The organism is Labrenzia sp. 5N, from assembly GCF_012395805.1.
Lineage (GTDB): Bacteria > Pseudomonadota > Alphaproteobacteria > Rhizobiales > Stappiaceae > Roseibium > Roseibium algicola.
The window spans coordinates 1,131,333-1,151,295 of record NZ_JAAZTM010000020.1 but is presented as its reverse complement, the minus strand read 5'-3'; the positions used below and the strand labels follow the sequence as shown (position 1 = coordinate 1,151,295).

Annotated in this window: 12 protein-coding genes; 7 read left to right on the top strand and 5 right to left on the bottom strand. The window is 58.5% G+C overall.

The features are described 5' to 3' along the window. Nucleotides 1-81: 81 nt before the first annotated feature. The 4 genes from HEP89_RS25715 (at nt 82) to HEP89_RS25700 (ending at nt 11,340) form a co-directional block, all read left to right on the top strand. The gene (locus tag HEP89_RS25715; RefSeq protein ID WP_168693351.1) at nt 82-5,625 is read left to right on the top strand and encodes an alpha-2-macroglobulin family protein; all 5,544 of its coding nucleotides are present in this window, start codon (nt 82-84) and stop codon (nt 5,623-5,625) included. Between the two features lie 42 nt (nt 5,626-5,667). Further along, complete coding sequence (gene pbpC / locus HEP89_RS25710; protein WP_209014824.1) at nt 5,668-7,767, top strand: penicillin-binding protein 1C; 2,100 nt, start codon at nt 5,668-5,670, stop codon at nt 7,765-7,767. Nucleotides 7,768-8,580: 813 nt separating this feature from the next. Further along, nucleotides 8,581-9,741 carry a porin gene (locus HEP89_RS25705; RefSeq protein ID WP_077290282.1) on the top strand — a complete coding sequence of 387 codons (1,161 nt, stop codon included), beginning with the start codon at nt 8,581-8,583 and terminating at the stop codon, nt 9,739-9,741. Between the two features lie 438 nt (nt 9,742-10,179). Then, nucleotides 10,180-11,340: a porin gene (locus HEP89_RS25700; RefSeq protein WP_168693349.1), complete on the top strand. Its 1,161-nt coding sequence runs from the start codon at nt 10,180-10,182 to the stop codon at nt 11,338-11,340. A 191-nt stretch (nt 11,341-11,531) separates the two neighbouring features. Here the strand turns inward: HEP89_RS25700 and HEP89_RS25695 are convergent, their stop codons facing one another. Continuing rightward, complete coding sequence (locus tag HEP89_RS25695) at nt 11,532-12,461, bottom strand: alpha/beta hydrolase (protein WP_168693348.1); 930 nt, start codon at nt 12,459-12,461, stop codon at nt 11,532-11,534. 279 nt (nt 12,462-12,740) lie between these two features. Here HEP89_RS25695 and dapA point away from each other — a divergent pair, with 279 nt between their 5' ends. Together dapA and smpB are read left to right on the top strand one after the other, a co-directional pair. After that, nucleotides 12,741-13,619 carry a 4-hydroxy-tetrahydrodipicolinate synthase gene (gene dapA, locus HEP89_RS25690; RefSeq protein ID WP_023003772.1) on the top strand — a complete coding sequence of 293 codons (879 nt, stop codon included), beginning with the start codon at nt 12,741-12,743 and terminating at the stop codon, nt 13,617-13,619. A 104-nt stretch (nt 13,620-13,723) separates the two neighbouring features. Next, on the top strand, nt 13,724-14,203 hold the full coding sequence (gene smpB, locus HEP89_RS25685) for an SsrA-binding protein SmpB (protein ID WP_023003773.1): 480 nt from the start codon (nt 13,724-13,726) through the stop codon (nt 14,201-14,203). Nucleotides 14,204-14,390: 187 nt separating this feature from the next. Here smpB and HEP89_RS25680 read toward each other — a convergent pair whose 3' ends face one another. The 3 genes from HEP89_RS25680 to HEP89_RS25670 all read right to left on the bottom strand — a co-directional run bounded on the left by HEP89_RS25680 (nt 14,391) and on the right by HEP89_RS25670 (nt 16,544). Continuing rightward, entirely contained in the window at nt 14,391-14,849 is a 459-nt protein-coding gene (locus HEP89_RS25680) for a thioesterase family protein (RefSeq protein WP_168693347.1), read from the bottom strand. Continuing rightward, the gene (locus HEP89_RS25675; protein WP_197923290.1) at nt 14,846-16,009 is read right to left on the bottom strand and encodes an iron-containing alcohol dehydrogenase; all 1,164 of its coding nucleotides are present in this window, start codon (nt 16,007-16,009) and stop codon (nt 14,846-14,848) included. The genes HEP89_RS25680 and HEP89_RS25675 overlap by 4 nt, the downstream gene beginning before the upstream one ends. Before the next feature lie 127 nt (nt 16,010-16,136). Continuing rightward, nucleotides 16,137-16,544 (bottom strand): DUF2000 family protein, encoded by a 408-nt coding sequence (locus HEP89_RS25670; protein WP_168693346.1) that lies wholly within the window; start codon nt 16,542-16,544, stop codon nt 16,137-16,139. Here HEP89_RS25670 and HEP89_RS25665 point away from each other — a divergent pair. Continuing rightward, a complete protein-coding gene (locus HEP89_RS25665; RefSeq protein ID WP_168693345.1) occupies nt 16,543-17,451 on the top strand; it encodes an AraC family transcriptional regulator in 909 nt (302 codons plus the stop codon). The genes HEP89_RS25670 and HEP89_RS25665 overlap by 2 nt on opposite strands. 30 nt (nt 17,452-17,481) lie before the next feature. Here the strand turns inward: HEP89_RS25665 and parC are convergent, their stop codons facing one another. Next, nucleotides 17,482-19,734 carry a DNA topoisomerase IV subunit A gene (gene parC / locus HEP89_RS25660; RefSeq protein WP_062489170.1) on the bottom strand — a complete coding sequence of 751 codons (2,253 nt, stop codon included), beginning with the start codon at nt 19,732-19,734 and terminating at the stop codon, nt 17,482-17,484. Nucleotides 19,735-19,963: the final 229 nt, after the last annotated feature.

Below are 19,963 nucleotides of genomic sequence, written 5' to 3'. Positions count from 1 at the left end.
CACTCTAAAAACTATTTTGCCTTGTCCTTGTCACGATCCAGTGACTTGATAGGGGAGATTATAGGCCCCGGAGGATTGGCCATGTTCGTTTTTTCGTTTGTTTCCCAAAAGCTTTCCCTCAATTTCAAGCATCGTTTCAAGAAGGTTGCCAAAAGCACGCTGCTTCTTGTGGCAAGCGCCGGTTTCGCCGGTGTCTTGGCCACCGCAGCAGGCGCGCAGGACCGGCGTATCGTCACCATCGATGATGCGGATTTCTTCGGTGGTGACTATCGCACCGTGAAAGACGTGGATCTGGACGGGTGCAAATCCGTCTGCCTCAGCGACAATCAATGCCGCGCCTTCACCTTCAACACCTCTGCGGGCTGGTGTTTTCTGAAGACCGACTATGGCGAACTGCAGAGTTTTGCCGGTGCGATCGCCGGACGGGTCGTTGAAGTCAAGGCGCCACGCGCCGACCAGAGCGCAGACCGAAAGGCGGAGCTGGTTTTTATTCCCAAATCCCAGCTGGAAAGCGCACAGACCTATTCCCTCAGCATTGCAAATTCGGTGCGCCCGAACGGGCAGACTGCGGATCAGCTGCGCCGGAACGGTCAGGACGCACTCGGCGAGCGTAACGGCGCACTTGCAGAAGCCGACTTCCTGCAGCTGATCAAGCTGGAACCGGGTGAATTTGATGCCTGGACCCAGCTCACCACCGCCCTGCTGCTGCAGGATCCAGACAACTGGCAGGACAGGGAAACCAAGCGCAAGAACGCGATATCAGCCTCGATCAATGCCTATCTGCGGTCCGTCAGCGCACCTGAGCGCGCCTTGGCGCTTGAACTTGTGGGCCGCGCGATGACCCGCAGCAGCGAATACAAGACCGCGATCAAGGCCTTGCGGGCATCGTTGGCGGTCGAGGAAAATTCCAGCGTCCGTCGGCAATACGCGGATCTGGTTGCCGAGCACGGCTTCCGGATCGTTGATCACGAAGTCGATTCCGACAGCGCGTCGCCACGGATCTGTCTGGTCTTCTCGCAAAAACTGCCGCTTGGCGAAGACATGAGCCCTTATGTCAGCGTAAGCGGCGAGGGTACTTTCGCGATCGAGGCGGAAGGCAGCCAAATCTGTGCGGATGGTCTCAAGCATGGCGGCCGCTATCAGATCACCGCACGCAGCGGCTTGCCGGCAGCCGATGGCGAGAAGCTGGAAAAGACCGCGGACCTGACTGTCTATGTGAAAGACCGGTCTCCTTCCGTCAGCTTTCTGAGCCGTTCCTACGTTCTTCCTGCTGGTGGCGACCCCACCATTCCGATCGTTTCCGTGAACACCTCAGAAGTCGAGACCTCGATCTACCGCATCGGCAACCGCTCCATCGCCGATATTCTGCGTGACAACCGCTTCCTGCGGCAGCTCGACAGCTGGCGGGCAGACCAGATCGAGGACGAACTGGGTCAGAAGGTCTGGTCCGGAATTGTCGAGACCGGCAACGACCTGAACCAGGACATCACGACCGCCATACCGATTTCGGAAACTGGCATCGAGCTGAAACCCGGCGTCTATGCCATGACTGCGCGGTCCAAGCTCGATCAGAAGAACCGCTGGGGCACGCTGGCAACGCAATGGTTCCTTGTGTCCGATCTGGGCCTGACGGCCCTTTCAGGCGATAACGGCATTGCTGCCAATATCCGGTCTCTCACAAGCGCAGAGGCATTGGAGGGCGTGACCGTACGCCTGTTGGCCGTCAACAACGACATTCTCGGTGAAGCAGTCAGCAACGCGGAAGGTTTTGCGGAATTTGCCGTCGGCCTTACCCGCGGCAGAGGCGGTCAGGCCCCAGGTATCCTCGTGGCTGAAACGTCCGAAGGCGACTATTCCTTCCTCGACCTGCGCAAACCGGCGTTCGATCTGTCCGACCGGGGTGTCGAAGGACGTGCAGCACCGGGACCGCTAGACGTTTTTGCCTGGACGGATCGCGGTATCTACAAGGCCGGCGAAACCGTTCACGCACAGGCTCTGCTGCGCAATGCAAGTGCAACCGCACAGGAAGATTTTCCGCTCACCTTCATCTTCAATCGGCCTGACGGTGTGGAGCACGCCCGCTTTACAGTGAACGACGGCGGGCTCGGCGGTCACCTTCAGGATGTGACGCTGGCGGCGTCGGCTCAGCAGGGTATCTGGTCCTGGCAGGTTTTCGCCGATCCGAAGGGCAGGGCTCTCACCGAGCAGACCTTCCTGGTGGAGGACTATCAGCCCGAGCGAGTCGATTTCGAACTTGAAACAGATGCAAAGGCCTTCAACCGTACCGGACCGACAGAAGTATCGCTGGACGCCAAGTATCTCTACGGCTCTCCGGCCAGCGGCCAGACGCTGGAAGGTGATGTCATCGTGCGGCCTATCCGCACGCTTGAAGCCCACCCGGGCTATCAGTTCGGCATTGCCGATGCGGATGCCTACACACAGCGTGGCTCCCTGTCGTCGGGCCTGAAGACCGATGAAGATGGCAAGCTTACCTTCGACGTCTTCATGCCCGAACTTCCCGAGACGACCATGCTTTATACCGGCGAGCTGATCGCACGCCTGGTGGAGGCGGGTGGCCGCTACGTTGAACGGGACATGGACCTGCCTGTTGCCATCGACGGACCACGCATTGGCGTGAAACCCGCCTTCGACGGCGGTGTCGATGAAGGCGGTCCGGCAGATTTCTCCGTAATCGTCATCGATGAAGACGGCAAGGAAGTCGACGGAGCGGACATCGGCTGGACCCTGTCCAAGGTCGATCGTCGGTATCAATGGTACCGCTATGACGGCAACTGGTCCTATGAGCCGATCACCACCACCCGCCGTGTTGCCACCGGCACTGTGCAGGTGACTTCTGGACAGCCGGCACAGCTGTCCCTTCCGGTCGAATGGGGTGAGTACCGTCTCGACGTTGAAGGCAGCGGAACGCTGCAGACCTCGACGCGCGTCACCTTCAATGCCGGCTGGTATTCTGCCGATGCCTCCTCCGATACGCCTGATTATCTGGACGTTGGCCTCGACAAGACCAGCTACCGGCCTGGCGACACCGCCAAGCTGCGCCTCAAGCCACAAATGGCCGGGATTGCCGTGGTCAATGTTGTTTCCGGCGGATTGCTGGCCAGTAAGACCGTTGAAGTGACTGCCGAGGAAACCGAGGTCGAGATTCCTGTCAGCGATGATTGGGGGGCAGGGGCCTATATCACGGCCAGCCTCTACCGACCGATGGACCTGGACCAGAAGCGAATGCCGTCACGGGCAGTCGGCCTGTCCTGGCTTCAGGTCGACCCGGGTGACCGGGCGCTTGACGTGCAGTTGTCTGCGCCTGACCGAATTCTGCCCGAGACGACACTGGACGTTCCGGTGAAACTCGCGAACCTGAAAGCGGGAGACCAGGCGTATCTGACGATTGCCGCGGTTGACGTCGGCATTTTGAACCTGACCGGCTTCAAGACACCGGATCCGGAGAAATGGTACTTCGGCCAGCGGCGTCTCGGCACCGATTTCCGTGATCTTTACGGCCAGTTGATCGACCGGATGGCTGGAACCCGCGGGCGCGTCCGTTCCGGAGGAGATGCCGCAGGCATGCGGCTCGATGCACCTCCGCCGGATGAAGAACCGCTTGCCCTGTTCTCGGGACTTGTAACCGTGGGCGATACTGGCGAAGCAACCGTCTCCTTCGATATCCCGGCCTTCAACGGCGCCGTCAAACTGATGGCGGTTGCCTGGACAAGGGATGGCGTCGGTCATGCCGACCAGGAAGTGGAAGTGCGTTCACCAGTCGTGATGACGGCAAGCGCACCCGCCTTCCTTGCACCGGGAGACCAGTCGCGAATTTCCCTGGAAATCGACAACGTCGATGGCCCTTCCGGCTCTTATGCGCTGGAAGTTTCGGTCGCTGACGGCCTTCGGCTGGAAGGCGGCAGCACGGATCAGTCGCGTACGCTGGATCTGGAAAACGGCAAGAAAGCCCTGGTGCTGCTCTCGGTTTCGGCAGAAGACATGCTGACGAAGTCGGAAGTCGTGGCGTCGCTGACCGGGCCGCAGGGCGAAGTTTTCGTCAAGCGTTTCAGCCTCGAGGTTGAAGATACCCAGCCTGAAGTTGTCCGTCAGTCCAGCTTCTCACTGGCATCCGGAGACAGCCTCTCGCTGGATGCGGACACCTTCGACGGCCTGCGGGCGGATACGGTTGACATCACCTTGTCTGCGGGTGGTGCTGCAAGCATCGATGTCGCCGGCCTGCTGGCCGCACTTGACCGCTATCCTTATGGCTGCACCGAGCAGACGACCAGTCGTGCCTTGCCGCTGCTTTACCTCAGTGAAGTTGCTGAGGCTGCGGGGCTTGGCGGCGATAGCGCCATTCGGGAACGGGTGGTCAAGGCTATTGCCAAGATCCTATCAAACCAGTCCTCTTCCGGCGATTTCGGTCTCTGGAACAGCTACGGCGGCGGTGATACCTGGTTGGATGCCTATGTCACCGACTTCCTGACCAGTGCACGCGAAAAGGGATATCTGGTGCCTGATCTTGCGTTCACTTCGGCACTGGACAATCTGGAAAACAGGTTGGCCTATTCCTCCGACTTCCAGGATGGCGGCGAAGACATCGCCTATGCGCTCTACGTGCTGGCCCGCAACGGCCGCGCCTCCATGGGCGATCTTCGCTACTACCTGGATGCCAAGCTACAGAACTTCGCAACACCGCTTGCCAAGGCACAGGTTGCTGCCGGGCTTGCCCTTTATGGCGAGCGTGACCGGGCGGCCACCGGTTTCAGGGCAGCTCTTGCCGCTCTGCCGAAGGAGGCTCCGAAGTACTATCGCGACGACTACGGCTCCGTCCTGCGCGACAGCGCGGGCGTGACGGACTATGTCGTTTCGGCGTCCATGGAAGACAGTCTGAAGACGGAAGCCATCGACTTCCTGAAAACGGCCCAGGCCAACAAGCCATACCGGTCGACACAGGATATGGCCTGGATGCTCCTGGCAGCGAATGCGCTCAACGAATCCGCGCAAGACGCCCGGATCTCCGTTCGTGGTGAAGTAACGCCCGGACGGCTCGCCTGGTCGCTGGCCGGACGCGAGGTTGCCGACTTCCCGGTGGAGGTGAAGAACAACGGTGACGCTGGAACGGAGCTTCTTGTTTCGGTGGCCGGCCAGCCGCTGGTTCCCGAGCCCGCAGGTGGCAAGGACTATGCGGTTGAACGCACGGTCTACGACCTTGACGGCAATCCGATCGATCCGGCCGCCGTTCCGGTCAACACCCGGCTTGCGGTGGTCGTTACCGTACGGGTCCTGACGGATCATCCTGGCCGGTTGATGGTCGTTGACCGCCTGCCTGCCGGCCTGGTGATCGACAATCCGCGGCTTGTGCGTTCCGGCGATATCGGTGGCCTATCGTTCCTCGATACGGTTGATCAGCCGGAACATTCGGCGTTCTACAGGGACCGTTTCGAAGTGGCCGTGGACCAGACCCGTTGGAGCAGCAAGGAACTGACCTTTGCCTATCTTGCACGGGCTGCAACCCCGGGCGACTATTCGCATCCGCCAGCGTCGGTAGAGGATATGTACCGTCCGGACCGTCGCGCCATTACGGCAACCGGCAGGTTGGTTGTTCTCGGCCCGACGCGGTAAGGCGACCGTACGATGAAAACGTTGGCGCGGCGGAATTGGCTCATGATCCGGCGGTGGTTCGCTGCCGCCGGTCTTGGTGCCGCCGCACTGTCTGTCTGCCTGATTACAAAGGTCGGGCACGACTATGCGTCGCTGTCCGCGCCGCCCCGTGTCGGCGACCTGCCTCTGTCGGTTGTCGTTCTGGACCGGAACGACCGCCTTCTGCGGGCTTTCACCAGCCAGGACGACAAATGGCGCTTGCCGGTGGAGCTACCAGAAATAGATCCGCTTTATTTCCGGATGTTGCTGGCGTTCGAAGACAAGCGGTTTTACGAACACGGCGGGTTTGACGCGCTGGCGCTTGCTCGCTCTGCCCTGCAAAGTCTCAGGAACGGCCGCATAGTTTCCGGTGGTTCGACGCTGACCATGCAGGTTGCGCGTTTGCTGGAAGAGCAGCCGACGAAGTCGCTTGAGCGTAAATACGAGCAGCTACTCAGGGCTGTTCAGCTGGAAGCGGAGTTTTCGAAAGAAGATATCTTGCGGCTTTATGCTCTCAGGGCGCCGTTTGGCGGCAACCTGGAGGGGGTTCGGGCGGCAAGCCTTACCTGGTTCGGCAAGGAACCTGGGCGTCTCACGCCGGCGGAAGCTGCGCTGCTGGTGGCATTGCCGCAAAGCCCGGAGGCGCGGCGGCCGGACCGTTTTCCAGAGCAGGCGCGCAAGGCCCGCAACCGTGTGTTGCGCCGCGCAGCAGTGTCTGGTGTCCTCGGTAAAGAGGATGCGGCTTCGGCCGCGAATGAACCGGTCCGGACGATACGTTATGCAATGCCATTCCTGGCGCCGCACGAAAGCCGGCAGGCGCGTGCCGATGCGCCTCTTTTGCCTGTCCACCGGTTGACGATCGACCTTGAGCTTCAGCGTGCGATCGAATCCCTGGCGAGACGGAAGAGCGAGACGATGCCATCGCCAGTTTCCCTGGCCATTCTGGTCGCCGATCACCAGAGCGGAGAAATTCTGGCAAGCGTTGGCGCGCCGAACCTTCTGGACACGCGCCGCCAGGGGCATGTCGACATGACCCGCGCCACACGTTCGCCCGGATCAACGCTGAAGCCGTTCATCTATGGTCTTGCCTTTGAAGAAGGTGTCGGTCTGCCGGAAAGTTTCATTGAAGACCGGGCGACCAACATTGGTGGCTACCAGCCGACGAACTTCGACCAGTCCTACCAGGGCACGGTCACCCTGCGCGAAGCCCTTCAGTTGTCGCTCAATACACCGGCCGTGAAGTTGCTGGAAGCGGTCGGGCCGGCACGGCTGATTGCCCGGCTGAAACGTGCCGGTGCCAATCCCGTCATGGAGAAAGGCATCGCACCGGGGCTTGCCATCAGCCTTGGCGGTCTCGGCATGACCTTGCGGGACCTGACCCAGGCCTACGCCGCAATGGCTCGAGGTGGCGAACCGGTAGCCCTGTCCGTGTGCCGCAAAGACTGCGAAGAGGGTACGGCGCCGGTGTCTTCAGCCCGCGTCCTTTCGGAAAAGGCCTCCTGGATGGTGGGCGATATTCTTTCCGGATTGCCGCAGCCGCAAAGTGCAGAAACTCACCACGTCGCCTACAAGACGGGCACAGCCTACGGTTATCGTGATGCCTGGGCTGTCGGTTATGACGGTCGTAATGTGGTGGCGATCTGGTCGGGGCGCCCGGATGGCACGCCAGTGCCCGGGGCGACGGGAGCTTTGGTCGCCGTACCTATTCTCTTCGAGGCGTTTCAGATCCTGGGACCCGACAGGGTTCCGCTTCCGGACGGTCCGGCGGAAGCCATGAGTGTCGCCGGGCAACAGGTTCCCGAACCGCTTCGCTTTGCCCGCTTGCCACAAAACCGCGGCACGGTTCGCACGGGTGACACCTTGCAGATATCCTATCCGCCGGACGGAGCCGAGCTGGATCTTGGGTTTGCAGGGGACAGTTCGTTGGAACAGTCTGCGCAGCCGCTGGTCGTCAAGTTCAAGGGCGGTGCAGGGCCGTTCTCCTTCCTTGTCAACGGACGCCCCCTCCATACAGGGCAGCGGGAAAGGCAACTTGTCTGGCAGCCGGACACGCCCGGTTTTGCGGATGTGACGGTGCTCGATGCCAACGGCAACAGTGCAGGAATAACGGTTCTCTTGCGCTAATCGCACAACAGCGCGCCAAATCGAACCCTTTCATTGTCGGCATCGCGTAAAGGCCTGCCGACCGGTCTGCATCAAAGACGCGGATCGACACGCCCCGCCTGCGCATCCGCTTGTTTTGCGAGAGTTCGCATGGATTGAGCGAATCTTCCGAAAAACATGCGGTTTTCATCGCTGTGGGGCGAATCTTTCAGCATCGAATCCCGCGACAAAGTATGTGGAAGACAAGAAACGCCTACCTTGATGCGGTTTTAGCGGATTTTCTCTACTCGTCTGAGTGGTGTCGTATTTTCCTTAAGGGAATGGTGTTGAAATTCTCTATTGAACTTGTTTTCAGGTGTTAATAAAGTATAAATTAAGAAAATATCTTAAATAAGAAAGACATGTATATTCTATTTTAGAAGTATGATCTATTTTTTGATTGAGTATTATCTTTTTAGATAGAAGTTCTTTGTTTTTCTGTGCTGTGTTTCGGAGGAGTGGGGTTGGGGTGTCTCATCGCGAAATAGTGATTTTCCCGGGATTTTCCGCGAATTTTTGTTTGATGGTTCCCTTGGGTAATGGAAAAATGGTTGCAAAACAGCATGTTGCAGAAAAAACACACAGCTGCCTGACAGTGCTGCCAGTCAGCAGTTTGGACTTGCTGTGCCAACTCGAGTTTGGTTCTTAAGCCCTGCGACGGCGAGTAATCGCCAGAAAAAATAGTTCGGACTTTTTCGACTGAATTGTTTTTGTACGAAATCGCGGGGATGGAGCCCGCCAGGTCCTTGAGGGTCAGGTTCGGTTCCAATGAAAATTGACTTTTGGAGGTCAGATATGAAACTCAAGAGCTTGATGCTCGGCGCTGCAGCTGCTGCTGCTGCCACCACCGCACAGGCAGCCGATCTTCCGGTTGCTCCGGAGCCGGTTGATTACGTTCGCGTCTGTGACGCTTACGGCGCACGCTTCTACTACATCCCGGGCACCGAAACCTGCCTCCGCGTTGGCGGCCGTGTTCGTACCCAGGTAATCGTCAACAACACGCTGGACAACGGCGCTTGGGGCAACCGTGATTCTGACGGTTACTCCTGGCTGTCTCGCGGCTACCTGTACCTGGACGCTCGCACTGCAACCGAATTCGGTACCCTGCGTGCATACGTCTCCATGTACTCCACCGTCACCAACGGTGCGAACTCTGCTAGCCTCGATAACGCCTACATCCAGTGGGGCGGCCTGACCGCAGGTCTTCTGACCTCGAACTTCGACATCTTCACCGGTCAGACCTTCATGGGTGTTGTTAGCCGTAACTGGTCCGACCAGACGGTCAACCAGATCGCTTACACCGCAGCTTTCGGCAACGGCTTCTCCGCTACGATCGCTCTGGAAGATCGTTCGCATCGTGAAGTTGGCACCTACGGCGGCACTCGTGCACCGGACCTGGTCGCTGCTCTCGGCGTTTCTCAGGGCTGGGGTTCTGCACAGCTGTCCGGTGCTCTGCACCAGGTTTACCCGGATCGTGCAAACGCACACCAGACCGGCGCAACCAACAACGGTGCTGACGATTCCCTCGGTTGGGCAATCGGCGGTGGTGTTGCTGTCAACATCCCGATGGCTTCCCCGGGCTCCAACATCTTCTTCCAGGGCTTCTACGCAGACGGCGCTCTGTCCTACATCGGCGCAGGCAGCACCGTTGGCGGCGTAGCAGTCTCCGATTACGGCCCGACCAGCGGCACCTCCACCGGCTACTCCCTGTCGGCTGGTGCTTACATCCAGGCAACTTCCACGATCGGTCTTGCTCTCGACGGTTCCTACATGGACATCGATCAGCCGAACGGCGCAACCGACCTGTCCCGTTGGGCAATCGACGGTTCCGTACAGTGGGAGCCGGTCTCTGGCTTCGTAATGGGTGCTGACGTTGGTTACGCCAACACCGACCCGGACAACGCATCTGACGTTGACGAACTCCTCTTCGGTGTTCGTATGCAGCGCACTTTCTAATCATCTGATTAGATTTCTGGCTGTGATCCTCTGAACTCCAGTCAGTCACGCGGCCCGGCAGGCTTCAATCTGCCGGGCCGTCCCCATTTTGATTCCCCGAGAATCCGCATGGGGCGAGGCCTCTAGCCTCCCGGTCAAGTGCCGGTCAAACCGGCGATTTTGCCGAGTTTCCTAACAGTTTCTAAATTTCCGATCTGATTTTGTGACATTCGCGCAACACCGGTTTTTGAAAACAGCCGCTGCGGTAGGTGCAAACCGTATTCTGTATTGAACCGGGAAATTGGATGCGTATGGTCATCCTTGCGAGCGGCTTCGAGCCGCACTGATTTGTCTGCCTCGGACGTCCAACCTCCGGTCGGTGGCAAACTCAGAAACAATTCGCGGGGACAATGGCGCTTTTCTTTGGTGCCAATTGAAATGACTGATTGGAGGTCAGATATGAAACTCAAGAGCTTGATGCTCGGCGCTGCAGCTGCTGCTGCTGCCACCACCGCACAGGCAGCCGATCTTCCGGTTGCTCCGGAGCCGGTTGATTACGTTCGCGTCTGTGACGCTTACGGCGCACGCTTCTACTACATCCCGGGCACCGAAACCTGCCTCCGCGTTGGCGGCCGTGTTCGTACCCAGGTAATCGTCAACAACACGCTGGACAACGGCGCTTGGGGCAACCGTGATTCCGACGGCTACTCCTGGCTGTCTCGCGGCTACCTGTACCTGGACGCTCGCACTGCAACCGAATTCGGTACCCTGCGTGCATATGTCTCCATGTACTCGACCGTTACGAACGCAGTTAACTCTGCCAGCCTCGATAACGCCTACATCCAGTGGGGCGGCCTGACCGCAGGTCTTCTGACCTCGAACTTCGACATCTTCACCGGTCAGACCTTCATGGGTGTTGTCAGCCGTAACTGGTCCGACCAGACGGTCAACCAGATCGCTTACACCGCAGCTTTCGGCAACGGCTTCTCCGCTACGATCGCTCTGGAAGATCGTTCGCATCGTGAAGTTGGCACCTACGGCGGCACTCGTGCACCGGACCTGGTCGCTGCTCTCGGCGTTTCCCAGGGCTGGGGTTCTGCACAGCTGTCCGGTGCTCTGCACCAGGTTTACCCGGATCGTGCAAACGCACACCAGACCGGCGCAACCAACAACGGTGCTGACGATTCCTTCGGTTGGGCAATCGGCGGTGGTGTTGCTGTCAACATCCCGATGGCTTCCCCGGGCTCCAACATCTTCTTCCAGGGCTTCTACGCAGACGGCGCTCTGTCCTACATCGGCGCAGGCAGCACCGTTGGCGGCGTAGCAGTCTCCGATTACGGCCCGACCAGCGGCACCTCCACCGGCTACTCCCTGTCGGCTGGTGCTTACATCCAGGCAACTTCCACGATCGGTCTTGCTCTCGACGGTTCCTACATGGACATCGATCAGCCGAACGGCGCAACCGACCTGACCCGTTGGGCAATCGACGGTTCCGTACAGTGGGAGCCGGTCTCTGGCTTCGTAATGGGTGCTGACGTTGGTTACGCCAACACCGACCCGAGCTCTGCGTCTGACGTTGACGAACTCCTCTTCGGTGTTCGTATGCAGCGCACCTTCTAATCAATCCTCACTCGAGGTTTGATGGAAAACCCGGCGGAAACGCCGGGTTTTCTTTTGTCTTGTCGGGCAAAAAGAACTGTAAAATGCGACGCACAGAGTGTCGCTGTAGCTCAAAAGCTCAAAAGCTCAAAAGCTCAAAAGCTCAAAAGCTCAGAAGAGCTAAGCGGAACAAGGCCAGGTGGCCGCCAGATTCAAACGCTTTTCAGAAAATCCGAAATCGTCTTGTGCGTCTCGCCATCCCACAGAACAGGGGCATGTCCTTGGCCGGGAATGGTTTTTGCTGTGGCGTTCGGGTGGTTGTCCGTCATCCGCCGACATGTTTCCGGGCTCAGCAGATCCGAATGTTCGCCGCGAAGCACCAGAACCGGTCTGTCGGTCAGCTTTTCGTAAAGAGGCCAGAGGTCGGGTGTGGGCGTGGCATCATCGAGACTTGCCAATTGATGGGCGAGGGCGGGGTCGTAGTCCATCATCACATGTCCGTCCTGCTCGCTCGCAAGCTGGCCGGCCAGCTTGAGCCAGTCAGCCTTTACGAAGGCAGGGAATTGATATCCGAGCGTGTGTTCCAGGTTGGCTGCGACGTCTTCATGGGAGGCGCATTTCATGTGGTGGCCGAGTGTTGCGGCTATCCGGTGGATCGCGCGCATCTCGATATGCGGACCAATGTCATTGAAGATCACGGCCGCCATTCGGGATGCGGGATAACGCAAGCCCATTGCCAGGGCATGCAAGCCACCCCGTGAAGTTCCAAGAACGGCAAAACGGTCCAGTCCAAGTTCCGCAATGGCAGCATCGATGTCCTTGTCTTCAACGGTCAAGGCGTAATTGCGCCAATCGGGATCCCAGTCGCTCTTGCCTCGTCCCCTGTAGTCGAGGGCGATGACCCTGTGGCCGCAAGTTTGAAGGAAACGCGCGATCTCATTGAAATCTCGTGTATTTCTGGAAAGCCCCGGCAGGCAGAGAACGGGAATTGGCGACGCTGCCCCTTCCGAATCCGGTTTGGCAGACGGCCACTCGCAGCCTGACAAGGTAAGGCCATCCGGGCTTTTCCAGGTAAAGTCTACTACTGGGGGCATCGGGGCGGTGCTGGAGCTGACAAGCGCTTCTTGCGGCGCAGAAGTCATGGGTGTCTCCCGTAACGTTTCCATCCAAAAGTTGTTTTTTTCAAAGATAGAGTGGATTGCGGGCGGGTGCCAATAGGAAGACTTCGTATCAGGCATTGAAAAGATGAGGCCAGGTGTCGCTGGAAGAGCGCAGTTAAGGCAAGAAAAGTCGAAAAGCAGCAGTTCTATAGCATTGGAACCATTGCTCCTTGTTCGGCAGATGAGTATGTTGCGCCTCCATCTGAAACAGATGCCCTTCCGCCCGTCGGAACCACGACAGTCATCCAAGAGGAAACCGAGATGTTTAAAGGTTCAATTCCAGCGCTGATTACCCCGTTCAAGGACGGAGCGCTTGATGAGAAACGGTTTCAGGAGTTCGTGGACTGGCAGATCGCTGAAGGTTCCTCCGGTCTCGTGCCCGTGGGCACGACCGGCGAAAGCCCGACGCTGACCCATGATGAACACAAGCGGGTTGTCGAACTGTGTGTAGAAGCGGCCGCGGGCCGCGTTCCCGTCATGGCGGGCGCAGGTTCCAACAATACGATCGAAGCAATCGACTTCGCGCAACACGCCGAAAAGGCCGGCGCCAATGCCCTGTTGGTCGTGACGCCTTACTACAACAAGCCGAACCAGGCTGGCATGAAGGCCCATTTCAAGGCCGTCAACGATGCCGTCGGCATCCCGATCTTCATCTACAACATTCCTGGCCGGTCGATTGTCGACATGCTGCCGGAAACGATGGCAGAGCTGTTTGAAACCTGCGAGAACATCAAGGGTGTCAAGGATGCAACGGCTGACATGGCAAAGGCCAGCCGTCAGCGCCATCTGTGTGGACCGGATTTCGTCCAGCTGTCCGGTGAAGATATCTCCGCACTTGCTTTCAATGCTCACGGCGGTGTCGGGTGCATTTCGGTGACCGCAAACGTTGCGCCGCGCCTGTGTGCCGAATTCCAGGCTGCCACGCTTGCCGGTGACTACAAAAAGGCGCTGGAATACCAGGACCGGCTTGCGCCGCTACACCGGGCCATGTTCCTGGAGCCGAGCCCGGGCGGCGCAAAATATGCGCTTTCCCTGCTTGGCAAGGTGGACGAAGAGCTGCGGCTGCCTCTTCTGCCGGTGACGGAAGCAGCACAAGCCGAGATCCGCGCTGCAATGGCACACGCAGGGCTGATCAACTGACCGGAAAAGGAATGGCACTGGCTGCCGGGAACTGACGTTCGTCTCGATTGTTTGTCTTTTCGAGACGAACCGAACTTCAAGGCGCTGGCGCCGGAAGGAAAAAAATGGCTCCGAGAAAAGGGGGCGATCCGGGGCGGACAATCATTTCCGACAACCGGAAAGCCCGGTTCAATTTCGAAATCGAAGATACGCTGGAAGCAGGCATCGAGCTGAAGGGCACCGAGGTCAAATCGCTGCGCAACGGCAAGGCGAATATTGCAGAATCCTACGCCGCCGAACATAAGGGCGAGATCTGGATCTACAACGTCTATATTCCGGAATACCTGCAGGCCAATCGGTTCAATCACGAACCGCGCCGTCCGCGAAAATTGCTGTTGCACAAGCGCGAGATCGGCAAGTTGGCTGGTGCCGTCCAGAAGGACGGCAAGACGATTGTCCCACTCAAGCTCTATTTCAATGAGCAGGGCCGGGCAAAGCTGGAATTGGCCCTTGCCCGGGGTAAAAAGCTGCATGACAAGCGCGAGACTGAGAAGAAACGCGATTGGCAGCGCGAAAAGTCCCGCTTGATGAAGAACTTCAGCTGATTTTCGCTATCCACAGCGGCGCTGCGTGACAATTCCATGACTGTGCGTAACCTGTTGAAAGCTTGCGCATAACGTGTGGAAGAGCTGTGCAGTGCCTGTGGGTAGTGGAAACGCCCATCCCGGACTTTTCCCGTGGATTGCCTGTGATCATTCACAGCGTAACCGTCTCGCCTGACTTGTCCGGTATCTAAGCCGTCAAACCTTCCAGGATTTCCCGTTTCCAGTCTGGAATAGGGCAGGGTCTGCGTGTTTCACGGGCCACGTGGACATGGACAAAGCGGCCGTGAGCTGCTGTCGTCTCGCTTTCGCCGGCAAACAATCCAACCCTGAAAATTACAGAAGTTGAGCCAAGTTTTTCAACCTTCAGTCCTGCGGATATGATGGCGGGAAAGGTTAGTTCGGCGAAGTAATGGCAGCCGGTTTCCACCACCAGAAAGATCTCGGGGCTCTTTAGCGGGTCGAGCAGTTTCTTATCCACGTACCAGCTGTTAACAGCCGTATCGAAAAAGCTCAAATACTGAACGTTGTTGACGTGCCCGTAGATGTCCACATCCATCCACCTTGTGGGGATATGTTGAAAAACTTTGAATTCGGACTTGTTTAGAGGTTCCGGTCTGGCCGCTTGTGGAGGAGCTGTGAAGTTCATAGCGCCACCCTGTAGATTTCAAGCGCGTCCGTTTCGCCAAGTTCCCGCGGGTTGTTGACCAGCAGGCGGGTTTGCTTCATGGCGTCGCTCGCCATTTTGGGCAGATCGGTCTCGCTGATACCGACATCGCGCAGGCGTGTTTGAAGGCCCAGTTTTACTGCCAGGTCTGCCAGGTTATCTGCGAACAGATCAGAGCGCGCCCTGGCGTCGCTTACCTCGGCAAGTGCAGGGAAAACAATTGGCGCAATCTCGGCATAAGTTTCTGAAGCAACGGTGTTATTGAACTTCAGGACATGGGGCAGAACCAGCGCGTTGGATAGCCCGTGAGGGACATGAAACGTGCCGCCGATGGGATAGGCAAGCGCATGAACCGCGGCCACCGGTGAATTGGCAAAGGCCATGCCGGCAAGCATGGAGCCGAGCAACATTGCGCCACGTGCGTCCCTGTCGTCCGGTGTGAATACGGCCTTTTCAATGTTGGCGCCAAGCAGCTTCAAGGCTTCAACGGCAAGCGTTCGGGAGACGGGGTTGTTGTTCACGGATTTCGAGGCGTATCCCTCGATCGCGTGGACCATGGCATCTATCCCCGTTGCCGCAGTGACAGGGCCCGGCAGGCCAAGTGTGAGCAGTGGGTCGAGGATCGCAAGGTCGGGAAGAAGGAAAGGAGACACGACGCCGCGCTTTTCCTCATCCCCGACTGTAATGATAGAGATCGGAGTGACCTCGGAGCCGGTTCCTGCTGTGGTCGGAACGAGGATCAGGGGCAGTCGTGGCCCCTTGGCGTTTCCGATGCCCCAGGCTTCGTCCAGGTCCTCGTTGCTGCCCAGCAGCAGCGCGACAAGCTTTGCGACATCCAGGGAGGAACCTCCGCCGTACCCGATGATCGACGTTGCGCCGTGCGAGCGGGCCGCGTCCACGGCGGCATCGACCAGGGACCGCGGCGGATCGGCGACGACGTCACTGAACCGGGCGATTTCATGCCCTGCTCCGACCAGGGATGCCTCGCAGGACGCCTGCAGGCCGAGGGAAACAATGCCGGGATCCGTTACCAGAAAGGGGCGCGGCCCCAGAAAGGAAGCCGCGTGGCTTGCCAGGTTCGCAGCGGCTCCATTTTCGAAGACGATGCGCTGACTGGTGTTGAACGTGAACGCCCCTATCATGAGTCCTCCCGGGTTTTCTTTGCCCCACAGTGCCCGGAAAAGACATGCGCAGTCGAGTGAAGATTGATCCGACTTTTGAAGAAGGCGGGAGGGGGTAATTTTCGAGGCCTGCAAAGTCTGAAGGTGTTCAGGCATGCATCTTCGCGCCCTTGGAAATTTTGTCTGCGACCTTCTTGTCCGCATGAAAGGCAATGCCGACCACCTTCGCATCATCCGGGCCAAAGCGCGAAAAGACCTCCCGGTTCGCACTGTCATGGCCCGTGGAGAACATTTCCTCGATGTAAAGACTTGCCGGAACTGAACGGTCCAGCGTCCGCCTGTGGATCTTGCCGAGTGTTTCCGCGTCGGCACTCAGGACGATGATCGGCTGAACACTCATCGGGTGATAGACATTGGTCGCCGCATCGCTATAGGGTTCGCCGATTATGCCGGGCTTTGCAGCGGCAACGCCGGTTGACAGGAAAGCAGTCACATTCAGCTTCTGCCAGACAGCGAGATCTTCTCGGACAACAACGACGAACTTGGTTTCGAACATGACTTTCAACTCCACGCGGGGATTTCATCTTGAAGGCGAAAGCAAGGACCTAGCGGAGCCGAAGCCGAGTGGTCTTGAACGTTTGTGCGAAGTGGAAGTGGACAGGATCCAGGTAGCGCCACCGGAAGAGGGGATCGAGCGCATTGACGCCCGGTTTCACGGCAACGGCTTTACACCTCACCGGCACGACACCTACGCCATCGGTTTGACCCTGAGCGGCGTACAGACCTTCAGTTATCGCGGTGAGAAACGTGCTTCGCTGCCGGGGCAGGTGATCGTCATTCATCCGGACGAACTGCATGATGGTGGTGCAGGGTCTGAACGCGGGCTCCGCTACCGCATGATCTACATTCCACCGGAGCTGATTTGTGAAACCCTGGCTGCCTCGGGCAACGCGCGCCTGCCGTTTATCGGCTCACCCGTCATCTCCGACGCAGGCTTCAGGAAAGATCTGGCGGACGCCCTGACCGATATCGATCACGAGATGGGGCCTTTCCGGCGCGACTGCCTGATTGCGGATCTGGCAGCTTGCCTGGCTCGTCATGCCGATGACCGCATGGCAGGTGTCTCCTCATTGAACTGGCCGTCCCTGAAGGCCTGCGCCGAGTACTTGAGAGAAGGCTGTGCAGACCGTATAGCCATGGAGGAACTGGAGGACCTGGCGCAGATGGACAGGTTTTCCCTGTCGCGGCAGTTTCGAAAGGTCTTTGGAACGAGCCCGCACCGATATCTCGTCATGCGGCGTCTTGAGAAGGCCAAGACCGAGCTGCATCAGGGAGCGTCACTTGCCGACGCGGCCTTTGCCAGCGGCTTTGCGGATCAAAGTCATCTGACACGTCACTTCAAGCGAACATTCGGGATGACACCCGGTCACTGGCGGCAGCTTTGCGCCGCCAGCATGGCTTAGCCCGATCGGAAAACGACCGGGGGTTTTGCCTTAAAGCTTGCTGGGCCCGAACTTGTTCGACCGGGGGAAGCCCGTGGGCGGCAGGCGACCGGCCTGACCGCGTTCGCCGCGCCAGTCCGCAAGCTCTTCCATTGTCCGGGTAAAACTGCGGCCGGAACTATCGGTCCAGGTCAGGCCGTCTTCGCCCTTGAAGACCCGAATGTCCGAGATGTTGCCGTCCCGGTAGCGCTGCAGGCGCACGCCGCGGCCGCGACCCATTTGCGGGATCTGTGCCATCGGGAATACCAGCAGTTTCCGGTTTTCACCGATGATGGCCACCTGGTCACCCGATGCCTCGACACAGATCGAGGCTTCCGCCGGAGCGCTGAGGTTGAGAACCTGCTTGCCCTTGCGCGTGTTGGCAACGACGTCGTCCTCGCTGACGACAAAACCACGCGCTTCGGTGGTTGCCAGAAGCAGGTTTCGGCCAGGTTTGTGAACGAAGGCGTTGACCACGTCCTGTGCTTCGTCCATTTCCACCATCAGGCGTATCGGCTCGCCATGGCCTCGTCCGCCAGGCAGGCGGTCGGCACCAAGCGTGAAGAACTTGCCTCCGGTGGAAAACAGCAGGATCTTGTCCGTCGTCTCGGCGTGGAGTGACAGTTTCAGTTTGTCGCCCTGCTTGAACGCAACACCGGAAAGGTCCGTCTGGTGACCTTTCATCGCCCGGATCCAGCCCTTTTCGGAAATGATGACGGTGATGGGTTCCTTTTCGATCATTGCCTGCTGGATGTCGATCAGGTCCGTTTCCGGAGCTTCGGACTTGTCGGTCCGGCGCTTGCCGATTTCGGTTTCAGGGCCATAGACCTTGGAGATTTCCGCAATTTCCTTGGAGATTTTGGTCCACTGACGCGCATCGGAACCGAGCAGTTTGGTCAGGTCGTCCTTCTCGGCCGACAGCTTGTCGTGTTCCTTGCGGATTTCCATTTCTTCAAGCTTGCGCAAGGAGCGCAGGCGCATGTTGAGGATGGCTTCCGCCTGAACGTCCGACAGCTCGAAAGTCCGCATCAGTTCGGCTTTGGGTTCGTCCTCTTCACGGATGATGCGGATGACCTCGTCAAGGTTCAGATAGGCAACAAGATAGCCTTCCAGAACTTCCAGACGATGGTTGATCTGGCCGAGACGGTACTCCGAACGGCGGATCAGCACTTCCTTGCGGTGATCCAGCCATTCGCGCAGGACCTGTTTCAGGCCCATGACCATCGGCACCTTGCCCATGGAAAGGACATTCATGTTCAAGGAGAACCGGTTTTCCAGGTCCGTCAGCTTGAACAGGGATTCCATGAGGATATTTGCGTCGACATTGCGCGAACGCGGCACCAGGACGATGCGGATGTCTTCGGCAGATTCATCGCGGATATCGTCCAGAAGCGGCAGCTTGCGCGCCGTCAGCAGTTCGGCGATCTTTTCGATCAGGCGTGATTTCTGCACCTGATAGGGGATCTCGGTGACGACGATTGCCCATTGTCCGCGGCCGAGATCTTCCACTTCCCAGCGGGCACGAACGCGGAAACTGCCGCGTCCGGTTTCATAGGCCTCGCGAATGGACCCCTGGTCCGACACCAGAAGGCCGCCGGTCGGGAAATCCGGGCCCTTGATGTACTCCAGCAGCTCGCCGGTTTCCGCATTCGGGTTCTTGATCAGGTGTTGGCAGGCTTCACAGAGCTCGAACGCATTGTGCGGCGGAATGGAGGTCGCCATGCCAACGGCAATGCCCGACGAACCGTTGCCGAGAAGGTTCGGGAAACCGCCCGGCAGAACGATCGGCTCCTTGTCCTCACCGTCATAGGTCTCACGGAAATCAACGGCGTTCTCGTCCAGGCCGTCCAGCAGCCGTTTGGCCGTGTCGGTCATGCGCGCTTCGGTATAACGCATGGCAGCCGCGTTATCGCCGTCAACGTTGCCGAAGTTGCCCTGTCCGTCGATCAGCGGATAGCGCTGTGCGAAGTCCTGGGCGAGACGAACGAGGGCATCGTAGACCGCCTGGTCGCCGTGCGGGTGATATTTACCGATCACGTCACCAACAACACGGGCACATTTCTTGAAGCCGGACCCAGGGTCCAGTTTCAAAAGGCGCATCGCGTAAAGCAAGCGCCTGTGCACCGGTTTCAAACCGTCGCGCACATCCGGCAAGGCTCTGTGCATGATGGTCGACAAGGCATAGGCCAGATAGCGCTCTTCCAGCGCATTCTTGAGATTGATGCTCTCAATGCCGCTTGGCGGCGGTGTCGTCTCTTTTCCCATACTTGCTTGCTAGCTGTTTCAGGCACGAGGTGCAATTCGCTAACTGCCTCGAATGGCCGGGAACAGCGGATTTTCAACGGATTTCACACGTCTGTGGGTGAATTTCTATCCACCGCAGGCGAGGGTAGGAGAGTACGGAAGGCGTGCGAGCAAGAAGTCCATTCAAAGAAAAACTCGAAGTAAAATATCGAAAACTGCGAAGCTTCCTTAATGTCATGTCAAGGAGAGA